This is a genomic window from Bradyrhizobium sp. FW305-F6, from assembly GCF_058782905.1.
On the sequence record NZ_JBYSYD010000001.1, the window covers coordinates 1,425,944 to 1,438,820 of the forward strand.

The following is a 12,877-nucleotide window of genomic DNA, read 5'->3' on the forward strand; positions in this document are numbered from 1 at the left end:
GGCCTCAGGATGAGGACCGAATGCGTTGCGCTGGTTTCAATGAGCACCGATGTCGCCTAGCCTCATCCTGAAGGCCCGCGTGCGTCTCGAAGGACGAGGCGCGCGCCGCGGTGCAACGGATCATGCTCAGCCGGCGGAGCCGCTCACTCCGCCATCTCGACGTGCTTGGTCACGGTGGGACCGGCCAGCGGCCGCTCCTCCATCGCGATCAGGCACAGCGCAGCACCCGTCATCAGCGCCGTCGCGGCACCAAAGACGTAGCGGAACGCATGCCGCATGTCCTCGGCGGGAATGGCAGGGATGCCGCCTGCGACATGGTGCTCGCCGGCGAGCGGAATGTCGGCACCCAGGGCGATCAGCAGGATCGCCGCGAACGCCGCGACCGTGAAGGACGACATCAGCGAGCGGAAGAAGTTCAACGCGCCGGTGATGGTGCCGACCTGCGGCCGGGCGACCGAATTCTGCACCGAGACCACGCAGACCGGAAAGGTGGTGCCGAGGCCGAGTGCAAACGCGGCCATCAGAGTCAGCAGGCCCCACAGCGGCAGCGTCGTCAGCGTCAGGCCGAGGCCGCACAGCGCGGCCCAGGACGTTCCGATGATGGCGACGCGCTTATAGTGTTTGGCCCGCGCCATGGTACGGCCGGCGACGGCCGCGCCGACCGTCGAGACCGCCGCGAGCGGGATCAGCGCAAGCCCCGCCTCGCTGGCGCTGAGGTGATAGACGGATTCGTAGTAAAGCGGCAGCTGGACCGTCAGGCCCGTGATCGCGCCGAGCGCGCAACCGCCTGCCATCAGTCCGAACGGCACCACCCGTCCCCCGAGCAGCGGCAGCGGCAGGAACGGCTCGTCGGCGCGCCGGGCGTGCCAGACGAAGCTGACCACGAGCGCGACCGCGCCACCGAGCATCGCGAGCACGGTCGGCGACAGCCATGGATAGCGCGTGCCGCCCCAAGTCAGCACCAGCATGAAGACCACGGCAGAGGCCATCAGCAACACGCCGCCGAGCCAGTCGACCTTGCGCCTGCGGTGAAACACCGGGATCTTCTTCATCTTCGGCAGCAGCAGCGCGAGCGCCGCGGCCGTCAGCGGCAGATTGATCCAGAAGATCATCGACCAGTGCAGATGCTCGGCGAACACGCCGCCGATGACGGGGCCGAGGATGCCGCCGACCATCCAGACGCTGGAGAAATAGGCCTGGTATTGTCCGCGCTCGCGCGGGCTGACCACGTCGGAGATCACGGTCTGCACCACAGGCATGATGCCGCCGCCGCCGAGGCCCTGAAGGCCGCGCGCCAGGATCAGCATCGGCATGTTCGGGGCGATCGCGCACAGCACCGAGCCCGCGACGAACAGGCTGAGCGAGGTGATGATCATGGCCTTGCGGCCGTAGATGTCGCTGAGCGTGCCGAACACCGGCGCAACCGCGGTCGAGGCGAGCAGATAAGCGGTGATCACCCAGGAGAGATTGGAGACGTCCTGGAACTGGCGTCCGATGGTCGGCAGCGCGGTCGCCACGATGGTCTGGTCGAGCGCGGCCAGGAACATCGTCAGCATTAGGCTGATGACGATGGTGCGGACCTCGTCGGAACTCAACGGCACCGGCGGCGCGATGGACGGCGCGTCGTCGACGCTGATGACCTCGCTCGGAAGGCGCGACAGCTCCTCGGCGATATCGTCGGGCAATGCCTGGATGTCGGCAGAGTCGCTCTGCCGTTCGAACTTGCTCATCTCGATCGGGCGTCATGTGGCGGCGCAACGCCGCGAAGGATTCGTTCTATGCAGCCCAATGTAGACAGCAAAGCTTTTCCCAGGCAGGCACCGCGGCGCATGGGTGCATCCCGCCCCCGGGCCATCCCGAACGCGTGACTGAAAGGCGCGCGGCGGATCAGGCCTTCGGACGTCGCTTCAGGCGGGCCGCTTTCGGCAAGGTCGCCGGCCATTGCACGATGTGGTCCTCGAGCTCCTCGTCCGGGACCTGCTCCTCGCTGCCTTCGACCCGGCCGCGCACGGAGACACCGGCCTCATGCACGGTGTTGGGATCGCCCGACACCAGCGGATGCCACCAATAGAGGTCGCGCCCTTCGGCGACGAGCTTGTAGCCGCAGCTCGGCGGCAGCCAGTTCAGGGTGCGGACGTTGGCCGGGGTCAGGCGGACACAGTCCGGAACCTTGTCGGACCGATTCGGATAGTCCTTGCAGCCGCAGCTCATCCCGTCGAGCAGCTTGCAGCCGATATGGGTGAAGTAGATCTGCCCGGTGTCCTCGTCCTCGAGCTTGTTCAGGCAGCAGCGGCCGCAGCCGTCGCACAGGCTTTCCCATTCGTCCCCCGACATCTCTTCCAACGTCTTGGTTTTCCAGAAGAATCCTTCTTGTCCGGAAGGTCGTTTGGGAGCTGCGGTCATGCGCCTCAACAAAATTCTAAAAAGAGCTACGGCGACGCCATCTAGGGCGCGCGGCGGCAAGGGTGCAAGCAAGGCCCCTTTGAGGCCCGTAATGACCCGGGGTCAACTCAGCCTGTTGTTCAAAATCGCGAGCGTGACCATTGGTTTATGGGCCCCGCTCGGCTAGAAGGAACAGCAAGCCCCTCGGATGCTGGCCGGGCGCCTTGGGTTTGCCGCAACATTCCCGCAAGACGTCTCGATGCCGCCCCGGCCGGGTGCTTGAACGCTTTCGAAGCAAGCCGCAAGGGTTCTAGGTGCGCCAGATCATACCACCGCATTGGAAGCAGAGGATCCGGAACTTCTTCCTGGATCTCGATGCGCGCATCGACTCCTCGCTGTTCTCCTCGGCCAAGGGCATCCGCGAGCTCTACGAGCGCTACTCCACCTTCATGGACCGCTTCTATGTCGGGCGGTGGAAGCGCTGGGTCTTCATCGAGCCGTTCTCGGAGGCGGCGACGCTCGGCCTCGGCGGCCTGATCGTGATGCTCACGCTCGCCATCCCCGCCTTCCGCGAGACCGCGGACGAAGACTGGCTGAAGAAGTCCGATCTCGCGGTGAGCTTCCTCGACCGCTACGGCAACCCGATCGGCAGCCGCGGCATCAAGCACAACGACTCGATCCCGCTGGAGGATTTTCCCGACGTCCTGATCAAGGCGACGCTCGCGACCGAGGACCGCCGCTTCTACGAGCATTTCGGCATCGACATCGCCGGCACCGCGCGCGCGCTCGTCACCAACGCCCAGGCCGGCGGCGTCCGCCAGGGCGGCTCCTCGATCACCCAGCAGCTCGCCAAGAACCTGTTCCTGAGCAACGAGCGCACCATCGAGCGCAAGGTGAACGAGGCCTTCCTCGCGGTCTGGCTGGAATGGCGCCTGACCAAGAACGAGATCCTCAAGCTCTATCTCGACCGCGCCTATATGGGCGGCGGCACCTTCGGCGTGGACGGCGCGGCGCATTTCTACTTCAACAAGTCGGCGCGTGACGTGACGCTGGCGGAAGCGGCGATGCTCGCCGGCCTGTTCAAGGCGCCGACCAAATACGCGCCGCACATCAACCTGCCCGCCGCCCGCGCCCGCGCCAACGTCGTGCTCGACAATCTCGTCGATGCCGGCTTCATGACCGAGGGCCAGGTGTTCGGCGCCCGCCGCAATCCGGCCTTCGCGGTCGACCGCCGCGACGAGGCGTCGCCGAACTACTATCTCGACTACGCCTTCGACGAGATGCGCAAGCTGGTCGACACGTTCCCGAAATCCTACACCGAGCGCGTCTTCGTGGTCCGCACCGCGATGGACACCAACGTGCAGAAGGCTGCGGAGGAAGCGGTCGAGAACCAGCTGCGCCAGTTCGGCCGCGACTACCACGCGACTCAGGCGGCGACCGTGGTCGCCGATCTCGACGGCGGCGTCCGCGCCATGGTCGGTGGCCGCGACTACGGCGCCAGCCAGTTCAACCGCGCCACCGACGCCTATCGCCAGCCCGGCTCCTCGTTCAAGCCCTATGTCTACACCACCGCGCTCCTGAACGGTTACACGCCGAACTCGATCGTGGTCGACGGCCCCGTCTGCATCGGCAATTGGTGCCCGCAGAACTATGGCCATTCCTATTCCGGCTCGGTGACGCTGACGCAGGCGATCACGCGATCGATCAACGTCGTGCCGGTGAAGCTGTCGATCGAGATCGGCCGGAGGAACGAGCCGAAGGCGCAGAACCCGGCCAAGGTCGGCCGTGCCAAAATCGTCGAGGTCGCCCGCCGCTTCGGCATCAAGGCGCCGCTGCCCGACACGCCGTCGCTGCCGATCGGCTCGGACGAAGTGAACGTGCTCGAGCACGCGGTCGCCTATGCGACCTTCCCCAACCGCGGCAAGGCGGTGACGCCGCATGCGGTGCTGGAGGTGCGCACCGGCGCCGGCGACCTCGTCTGGCGCTGGGACCGCGACGGGCCGAAGCCGCGGCAGGCTATCCCCGCCTCCGTCGCCGCCGACATGGCGGGCATGATGAGCCACGTCGTCAGCGAAGGCACGGCGCGCCGTGCCGCGCTCGACGGCATTCCGACCGCGGGCAAGACCGGCACGACCAATGCGTATCGCGATGCCTGGTTCGTCGGCTACACCGGCAATTTCACCTGCGCGGTCTGGTACGGCAACGACGACTATTCGCCGACCAACCGCATGACCGGCGGCTCGCTGCCGGCGCAGACCTGGCACGACATCATGCTGGTGGCGCATCAGGGCGTCGAGGTCCGGGAGATCCCCGGCATCGGCATGGGCCAGAAGCTGCCGCCGCAGCATGTCAGCAACGCGCAAGCCAATGCGGGGCCGAAGGTGCTGGAGACCAAGCCGGGCCCCCCGCCGGTGCTGACCAAGCGCGGCGCCGACATTCTTGTACGCGTCGAGAAGCTGCTCGACGATGCGGCCAAGACCGCGAACAAATCGGCGGCCAACGACGGCAAGCCGGCGAAGCCGTCGTCGTCGACCAGCGCGCTCGCCTTCCCGCAGAACTATGCGGAAGAGAACGCCAACGCTTCCGCCCCACGCAAGAACTGATCGAAACAAGTGCGGCTGATCCTGATCACATTGACGGCGCTCCTTCTCGCGACGGCGGTCGGCCTGGGTGCGACCTGGATGACGACGACGCGCGGCACCGAGATCGGCGCGCTGACCATCGGCCCCTGGACCGCGCGGCCGCGCACCGGCACCGCAGACGTCGACCCCTATTCGCGCGCTACCATCGTGCGCAACGGCGAGTTGCCGATCGGCACCGGCGACGGCGTCGCCTTCACCGCCACGACCGACGACAAGAAGAAGGCGCTCGACGGCCGCTGCGACGTGGTCGTCTCCGGCGTGACGCCGCCCGCGCGGTTCTGGACGCTGACGCTGTACGACCGCAAGGGCCACCTCGTCGCAAACTCGCTGGCCCGCTACGGCTTCACCAGCCAGGAGATCGTGCGGCAATCCGACGGCTCGTTCGAGATCCGCATCGCCTCGCGCTCACGCGCGGGCAACTGGCTGCCGACCGGCGGCATCGAGCGCTACGCACTCATGCTGCGGCTCTACGATACGCCGGTCGGGGTCGCCACGCGCACCCAGCGCGATGCGCCGATGCCCAGCATCACCACGGTGGGCTGCTCATGATCCGGCTCGCGTTCACCATCATCGCCGGCGTGGTGCTGGGCCTCGTGGTCCATCTCGTCAGCGTGCTGGCGCTGCCGCGGATCGCGACGCAGGATGCCTATTCGCGGCTGACGCCGATGACGAAGGTGAACGCCGTCACCCAGCTTCCCCTCGCCGCCCCCAACGATTCGCCGATGCCGTTCATGGACCCGGCCTTTGCGCTGGCGATCTGCCGCTACGACCTCTCGGGCGGACCGATCAAGCTGACGGTGCCGGTGAGCCAGGCCTACACCTCGGTGTCGTTCTACACCCGTAACGAAATCGCCTATTACGCCATCAACGACCGCTCCGCGGGCCGCAAGGTGATCGAGCTCGATCTGATGACGGAAGCACAGCACAGCGAGCTGCCGGAGGACGAGGAGGTCACCGCGGCCGACCGCCTGATCATCGATTCCCCGACCACGACCGGCCTGATCCTGATGAAGGCACTCGCCCCCGAGCCCGGCCTGATGCAGCAGGCGCAAGGCTCGCTCCAGGCTGCGACCTGCGCACCGCAGACCGAGGCGCCCGCCAAGGCCGAGGCACCGCGCCGGCGCTGAGGCCTGGAATTTCAAAGCGCCCAATCGAAAGTGCGAAAACAACCCCATGCACAGTAGAGCTGGCGTTGAAATCGTTGGGCTCTTTACTCAACCATCACTCTGCCTCCGGCGACGTGCAGCTCCTTTGACTCGTCGGGCAAAACACAGGCATGTTGGCATCGAGGAGTACGTCTCCACATCGCTGCGCACGGCGTCAGCTGATCGGGACTAGGGAGCAGCGCGTATCCCTATCCGGAGCCGATCTCGCATCCGCGCACAATGGCAGCAGCTGTCAGGCGACAGTAGGACGCAACTTCGATCCGCTTGGGATGTTGAAGCCGCACGTCTCGATGACTATCGATTGAAGATCGTCTCGGTCGGGGAGGAACGAATGAGCACCATCACCGGCGGCTGTCACTGCGCCGCAATCCGTTATGAGGTCGAGGGCGAGGCGATCGTGCACGCGCTATGCCATTGCCGCGATTGCAGGCTGCACGCCGGCGCCCCGGTCGTCGGCTGGACGATGTATGCCGAAAACGCCGTCAAGGTGACAAAGGGGGAGCCCAAGGTCTACAAATCCTCGGAGCACGGGCGGCGGCATTTCTGCGGCGATTGCGGCACCGGCCTGTTCTACGTCAACGGCGAGATCCTGCCGGGGATGATCGACATCCAGAGCGCGACCTATGACGATCCCGAGGCCGTGCCGCCGATGATGCAGATGCAGGTCGCCGAGCGCCTGCGCTGGATGGAGCACGCGCACGATCTGCCGGCGTTCGAGCGTTATCCACCGCAGCCCTGAAGGGCGGCGGCTATCCGTCCCGCTTCACAGGAAGCCGCCGGACGTTCAGCCGATGTCCGCCACCATCATCTGGTGTTTTCACGCGTGAGCTTGAGGGCGGGCGGCCTCGTCCGCGCCCAGAGCAGCGCCAGCGGGCCGAGCGCAATTCCGGCCGCCAGCACGACGAAGACCAGCAGCCAGCCGGTTGCACTCTGCGGTCCGCCGGCCATATCGAGCGCCACGCCCGTGCCCCAGGCGCCGGCCGCCGACAGGCCGAAGCCGACGGTGGAATGCAGGGCGAGCGTTGCGCCACGATGCTCGGAGACGGCCGCCGCCGACATGCCGGCGGTCAACGCACCGGAATCGGCGGGCACCGTCAGGCCATAGACGAGCAGCAGCAGGGCCAGCACCCATCCCGGCGCGGTTGCGTTGAAGCCGATGACGGCCGCCACGCAGGCCGACGCGATCATCACCACCGTGATCGCCCGGTGGCGCCCGAATTTCAGCGCGGCCTCGTTGCCGAGGATGCTGGCCGGCATCGAGATCACCGCGAAGCAGACGCTCAGCACGATGGGACTCAACCAGGACGGCGCGCCTTGATGCGAGACGACGAAGGTCCAGAATCCGACCAGCCAGGTGCGGATGCCGTAGAGCTCGAAGCAGTGCGCGCCGTAGCCCAGGATGTAGCCCAGCGCCTCGCGGTTGGCGAAGACGGGCGCAAAGTTCAGGAGACGTCCCGATCTGGGCGCGGGCCGCCGCGGCTCGATCAGAACGCACGCAATGACCATCGCAACCGGTCCGATGCCGGTCACGAGGAAGGCGGTGCGCCATCCCCAGCCATCCGCGACGAGTTGCGCGACCAGAAAGGACAGGCCGACGCCGAGCGAGAAGCTCGACGTGTAAAGCGTGACCGCCCGCGAGGTGTCGCCGGCCGGCAGACGATCCGTCAGCGCCTTCAGTCCGGGCATGTAGGCGCCGGCAAAGCCAAGGCCCGCAAGCGACCAGATCACCATGCCCGACCAGAAGCCTTGCGCAAAGAGGCCGAACGCCATTGTCGCAAGCCCGCTGACGATCGAGCCGCCCAGGAGCACGAGCCGGGCATCGATGCGGTCGGTCAACGTGGTCAGCACCGGCACCGCCAGCATGTAGCCGAAGGCATAGCCGCTCGCCATCAGGCCGCCCTCCGCCGCGGACAGCCCCCAGGCCGGCATCAGGTGCTGCGCCAGATTCGCAGAGAGTGTCACGTGCGGCAGCAGATTGCCGATCTGGCCGATGCACATCATCGCGATCAGCGACCATCCGGTCAGCTTACGAATTGGCTCCTCCCGCCTGCAGCGGCTCCGATGTCGTCCGGTCCGCGCGCAGCAGCAGAAGCGCGACGAACGCGGAGACGGAAGCGAGCGCGCTGATCCACAGCGCGCCGCGGCCGATATGATCCACCATCAGGCCCAGCACCAGCGGCGCGAGGGCGCCGGTGACGCGGGACGGCAGCGAGATCACGCCGACCCGCTTGCCGAAGCCGGCCGGTCCAAACAGCGTCAACGGCAACGTGCCGCGCGCGATGGTGATGATGCCGTTGCCCGCGCCGTACAAGACGGCAAAGGCCGGCGCAAACAGTGGCCCGCCCGCGACCAGCGCAATCACACCGATCGGGTTCGTCAATGTCGCCAGCCGTGCCGAGAACAGCGGATGAAAGCGGCCGAGCCATCCGGCTTCGAGGAGACGGGCTCCGACCTGAGCGGGTCCCACCAACGCGCCCGCAAGCAAGGCCTGCGCCGGCGTCGCGCCGAAGGCAACCAGCATGGTCGGCAGGATGGCCGAGATTCCCGAACTGACGAAGCTGGCCGCCGCGAACATGTAGGCCAGCAGGATCATCGCGAACGTCTCGCTCTGGCCTCCGGTACGCTGGCCCTGTCCCGAGCCCGATCCCGACGTCTGCGGCATCGCCGCCGCGCGCGGCAGCGCGAGGTTGAGCGGCAGCGCCACGAGGATGTGGATCACGGCCCAAACCTCGCACGCCACGCGCCAGCCGTAGCTTGCTTCCAACCATGTCGTGAGCGGCCAGCCGAGCGTGCTGGCGAAGCCGGCGATCAGCGTGATGCCCGTGATCGACTTCCGCGCGCCGGTGCCGTAAATGCGGGCGAGCGTCGCAAACGCAGCCTCGTACAGGCCCATGCCCATGCCGATCCCGAGCAGCATCCAGGCGGCCATCAGCACCACCACGCCTTGCGCAAAGGACAGCGTAAGCAAGCCCGCCGCAAAGACGAGGTTCGAGATCGCAAGCAGCCCGCGTCCCCCGAACGTATCGATGGCATGGCCGACCCGCGGACCGAGAAGGCCGGAGATGACCAGCGCGCCCGACAGCGCCCCGAACACGTAAGTCGGCACGAGGCCAAGATCTCGCGCGATCGGCGCCGCCAGGATCGCCGGAAGATAATAGCTCGACGCCCACGCGATGGTTTGCGTGGTGCCGAGTGCGATGATCAGAGCGAGCGGACCCGTCGGCCGATCGCCGGCAACCCGCATCATGAACAGCCGCACCCCGAAGCGCCGGCCTTCTTCGCGGTTTCATCGGCCGCACAACAGGCCGAGACGTCTTGCGTCGCGGGACCACCGCAGCATCCCGCCGCGCCGGTGGACTCGACGCCGCCGCGCGTGCAGACGCCGGTCTCCGGCAGCACGAGCTCGACCCGGGCCGCGGCCTCCTTGTCGCCGGCGATGTCGGCGACGATCGAACGGACCTGCTCGTAACCGGTCATCATCAGGAAGGTCGGCGCCCGGCCGTAGGATTTCATGCCTGCGAGGTAGAAGCCGGGCTCGTCATGCGCGAGCTCGCGCGCGCCGTGAGGCCGCACCGTGCCGCAGCTGTGCTCGTTGGGGTCGATCAGAGGGGCAAGCGCGACGGGCGCCTCGATCGCGGGGTCGAGCCGCAGCCGTAGCTCCGACAGGAACGACAGATCAGGACGGAAGCCGGTCGACACCACCAGCTCGTCCGCAACGACGCTCCGCGCTCCGCAGCAGGCGCCTGCCGAAATCCTGAGACGCCCTTCGAAGTCCGAAAGATGGGTAACGCCGAAATTTGCCTCGACCTTGATTTTCCCGGCAGCCACGAGCGCGGCGAAGGTGGAGCCAAGCTCGCCCCGCGCGGCGAGCTTGTCGTTGCTGCCGCCGCCGAAGGCCTTGGCAGGATCGTCGCCGCGCAGTAGCCAAACAGGTTGCGTGCCGGGCACCTCCTCGGCGAGCCGTGCAAGTTCGATCAGCGTGCCCAGCGCGGAATGGCCGCCCCCGAGCACGGCCACGGTCTTGCCGGCGTATCTGCCGCGATCCGTGCCCCGCACATCCGGCATGCCGTAGGCGATATGAGCACTGTGCTCGCGTTCGCCGATCGCAGGCAGGCCGTTGCTGCCGGCGGGATTGGGCGAGAACCACGTACCCGAGACGTCGATGACGGCATCGGCGCGCAGCACCTCAGGGCCCTTGCCGTTCTGATAGCGAATTTCGAAAGGCGCTTGCTCCCGCCCCTTCGTCTTCGCCTTGTCGAAGCCCGCGCGGCTGATGGCCGTGACACGGCTCGAGGTCCGGATGGTATCGCGCAGCTTCGTTCGCGTTGCGAGCGGCGCGAGATAGCGCTCGATCAGTTCGCCGCCGGTCGGATAGGAGCTCGGGTCCGGCGAATTCCAGCCGGTCGGCGCGAGCAGGCGCGCGGCCGCCTTGTCGACGTTGTATTGCCACGGTGAGAAGAGCTGGACGTGCCGCCATTGCCTCACTGCGTGGCCGGCTTCCGGTCCCACCTCTAGGACGACCGGAGTCATACCCCGTTCCAGAATGTGGGCGGCTGCTGCGAGCCCGACTGGCCCGGCACCGATGATCGCGACCGTCTTTCCTGTAATCATATTTCTGATCCCATACTTCTAGAATGACCGAATAAGCGGGCAAAGTGCTCAGGCCGCTGTCTGGGTTTCCTTGCATTGATTTTCATCGACGCAGCATTCGTCGACGAGGAAATCCACCAAGCCCCGCATCGTGTCGTATTCGGCGTGGCAAACAAGCGTGGTGCCTTCGCGAACCTGAGTGATTAGCCCTACGGAAACGAGCGCCTTGACGTGATGCGATAGCGTCGATGCCGGGATCTTCAGGCGTTCCTGCAGACGGCCAACCGGCATGCCGACGCTTCCCGCGCGCACCAGCACTCGGTAGATCTTCAACCTCGTCGGGCTGCCCAGCGCTTCGAGTCGGGCGGCCGCATCATCTATCTTCATCCGGCCAATATGGGCCAGCCGCTGACCGGCGTCAACCGTAATTCTAGCAATTTCGAAATATAAGTGACGGGGTGTCGTGGCAGCGTCATGAAAGTGCAAACGCATATGTCCATAAATCTCGACTTATGGACATTAAAGGCCCTAGCGTTTCGTCGACCCACCCGCTGCGAGGATGCGGATCTTGTACGCTTTGCTGCAAGCTGCTGGAGGTCCAAACCTTGAACAAGCCGCTCGGCAAATGGTGCGAGCAATGTGCGATTGGCACCGGCTGCCGCGCATACGAGTTGCGTCCTGCCGAATGTCGGGACTTTCTCTGCGGCTTTCTGACGCTTCATGAGCTTGACGAAGGTTGGCGTCCGTCCACCGCCAGGCTTCTCATCGGCTTCGAGGATGTCAGCCACAGAACCATCTTCGTCCATGTCGATCCCACCCGGTCTGATGCTTGGACGCGCGCGCCCTACTACGCCAAGCTCAAGGAATGGTCGCGGCGTGCGGTCGCCGGACGCGGACAAGTCATTGTAAAAATAGGCGTGCGCGCGATCGTCGTCTTGCCGGACAGGGACGTCGACCTTGGGCCGGTCGCCGATGACGAACTGATCGCAACACAGGAAAGCCTTTCGGCAAGCGGCGTCGTGCTCAACCCTATCAAGCTCAAACGCAGCGATCCCCGCGCCGCTTTTATCCTACCGCCCCAACAGCGCGCCGGGATTGCGCTCGACTGACTTTGCTTCCCGACATTTTACCGCAAAACTTGCGGGGTATCTGTCGGCAATCGTCGACAGAAGCAAATAACCTAATGAAGCGATCCTTGCCGAGCACAAAAGCCATCGAGGGGTTCGGCGCCATTGCGCAGTCGACCCGACTTGCGGCCGTCCGCCAACTTCTTGCGGTCCATCCCAACACCTTGCCAGCGGGCGAAATCGCCCGGCGCTGCGCCGTGCCGCACAACACCATGTCGACCCATCTTCGCATCCTCTCCCGTGCGGGCCTCATTGAGGTCGAACGGGACGGCCGGGTCATGAACTACCGCGCAAATACAAAAGCCTTCGAGCAACTCGTCGACTTCCTCACCCGTGAATGCTGCAAGGGGCGGCCCGATATCTGCGGCTTCCAACCGGCGGCCGCGTTGAAGGAGGGCGAGGAACCGATCGATGCGATCGTGCCCGCCTTCAACGTGCTGTTCCTCTGCACCCAGAATTCGGCGCGCTCCATTATGGCCGAAGCCCTGCTCGAAAGACTTGGTAGCGGGCGTTTTCGGGCCTATTCCGCCGGCACCGAGCCCGCGAACGCGCCGCTCCCCGAGGTCGTCAGGCGGCTCGAGATCCTGGGCTACGAGACATCCCAGTTGCGCTGCAAGGCCTGGAGCGAATTCAAGGGACCGAATGCGCCGCGCATGGACTTTGTCGTCGCCCTATGCGACGTACCGCACGGGCAAATATGCCAGCAACTTGGCAATCGGCTCACAGCGGCGTGGCCTTTACCGGATCCGGCACGGTTCAGTGGTTCGGCATCCGAGCGGACCACCCTGCTCAATGAACTCTACGCGATGATCCGGCGGCGCGTCGAAGCCTTCGTCAATCTTCCGCTGCAGTCCCTAGACCGCGCGGCTCTGAAAACAAGGCTTGACGAAATCGGCGACACCACGCGGCTTGCGCCCTGACGTCATGGATCGATGCCGGGCGGCCGCTGTCGCTTGCTCGCCAATTGAGC

Annotated in this window: 12 protein-coding genes; 6 read left to right on the forward strand and 6 right to left on the reverse strand. The window is 65.9% G+C overall.

Annotation, left to right across the window (positions count from 1 at the left end; translation table 11 throughout):
- Positions 1 to 143: 143 nt before the first annotated feature.
- Together AC3WLX_RS06855 and AC3WLX_RS06860 are read right to left on the reverse strand one after the other, a co-directional pair.
- A complete protein-coding gene (locus AC3WLX_RS06855; protein ID WP_492335208.1) occupies positions 144 to 1,730 on the reverse strand; it encodes an MDR family MFS transporter in 1,587 nt (528 codons plus the stop codon).
- Between the two features lie 157 nt (positions 1,731 to 1,887).
- Complete coding sequence (locus AC3WLX_RS06860; protein ID WP_291627697.1) at positions 1,888 to 2,403, reverse strand: YcgN family cysteine cluster protein; 516 nt, start codon at positions 2,401 to 2,403, stop codon at positions 1,888 to 1,890.
- A 293-nt stretch (positions 2,404 to 2,696) separates the two neighbouring features.
- Between AC3WLX_RS06860 and AC3WLX_RS06865 the strand changes: the two genes are divergently transcribed.
- From AC3WLX_RS06865 to AC3WLX_RS06880, 4 genes are all read left to right on the forward strand, one after another.
- A complete protein-coding gene (locus AC3WLX_RS06865; protein WP_492335209.1) occupies positions 2,697 to 4,985 on the forward strand; it encodes a transglycosylase domain-containing protein in 2,289 nt (762 codons plus the stop codon).
- A 9-nt stretch (positions 4,986 to 4,994) separates the two neighbouring features.
- Positions 4,995 to 5,573: a DUF1214 domain-containing protein gene (locus AC3WLX_RS06870; RefSeq protein ID WP_492335210.1), complete on the forward strand. Its 579-nt coding sequence runs from the start codon at positions 4,995 to 4,997 to the stop codon at positions 5,571 to 5,573.
- Complete coding sequence (locus AC3WLX_RS06875; RefSeq protein WP_492335211.1) at positions 5,570 to 6,151, forward strand: DUF1254 domain-containing protein; 582 nt, start codon at positions 5,570 to 5,572, stop codon at positions 6,149 to 6,151. Before AC3WLX_RS06870 ends, AC3WLX_RS06875 begins: the two co-directional genes overlap by 4 nt.
- A 370-nt stretch (positions 6,152 to 6,521) precedes the next feature.
- Positions 6,522 to 6,929 (forward strand): GFA family protein, encoded by a 408-nt coding sequence (locus AC3WLX_RS06880; protein WP_492335212.1) that lies wholly within the window; start codon positions 6,522 to 6,524, stop codon positions 6,927 to 6,929.
- A gap of 65 nt (positions 6,930 to 6,994) precedes the next feature.
- On the opposite strand, the gene AC3WLX_RS06885 is transcribed toward AC3WLX_RS06880, so the two are convergent.
- From AC3WLX_RS06885 to AC3WLX_RS06900, 4 genes are read right to left on the reverse strand one after another with little or no spacing between them, the layout of a single operon-like run.
- Entirely contained in the window at positions 6,995 to 8,188 is a 1,194-nt protein-coding gene (locus AC3WLX_RS06885) for an MFS transporter (RefSeq protein WP_492335213.1), read from the reverse strand.
- 28 nt (positions 8,189 to 8,216) lie between these two features.
- A complete protein-coding gene (locus AC3WLX_RS06890; protein ID WP_492335214.1) occupies positions 8,217 to 9,437 on the reverse strand; it encodes an MFS transporter in 1,221 nt (406 codons plus the stop codon).
- Positions 9,434 to 10,801 carry an NAD(P)-binding domain-containing protein gene (locus tag AC3WLX_RS06895; RefSeq protein ID WP_492335215.1) on the reverse strand — a complete coding sequence of 456 codons (1,368 nt, stop codon included), beginning with the start codon at positions 10,799 to 10,801 and terminating at the stop codon, positions 9,434 to 9,436. The genes AC3WLX_RS06890 and AC3WLX_RS06895 overlap by 4 nt, the downstream gene beginning before the upstream one ends.
- 48 nt (positions 10,802 to 10,849) lie before the next feature.
- Positions 10,850 to 11,167, reverse strand: a complete 318-nt coding sequence (locus AC3WLX_RS06900) for an ArsR/SmtB family transcription factor (protein WP_291628734.1) — start codon at positions 11,165 to 11,167, stop codon at positions 10,850 to 10,852.
- A gap of 218 nt (positions 11,168 to 11,385) precedes the next feature.
- Between AC3WLX_RS06900 and AC3WLX_RS06905 the strand changes: the two genes are divergently transcribed.
- Positions 11,386 to 11,889, forward strand: coding sequence for a hypothetical protein (locus tag AC3WLX_RS06905; protein WP_291628725.1), 504 nt, complete (start codon positions 11,386 to 11,388; stop codon positions 11,887 to 11,889).
- Between the two features lie 74 nt (positions 11,890 to 11,963).
- Positions 11,964 to 12,827, forward strand: a complete 864-nt coding sequence (locus tag AC3WLX_RS06910) for an arsenate reductase/protein-tyrosine-phosphatase family protein (RefSeq protein ID WP_492335216.1) — start codon at positions 11,964 to 11,966, stop codon at positions 12,825 to 12,827.
- The last annotated feature ends 50 nt before the right edge of the window (positions 12,828 to 12,877 follow it).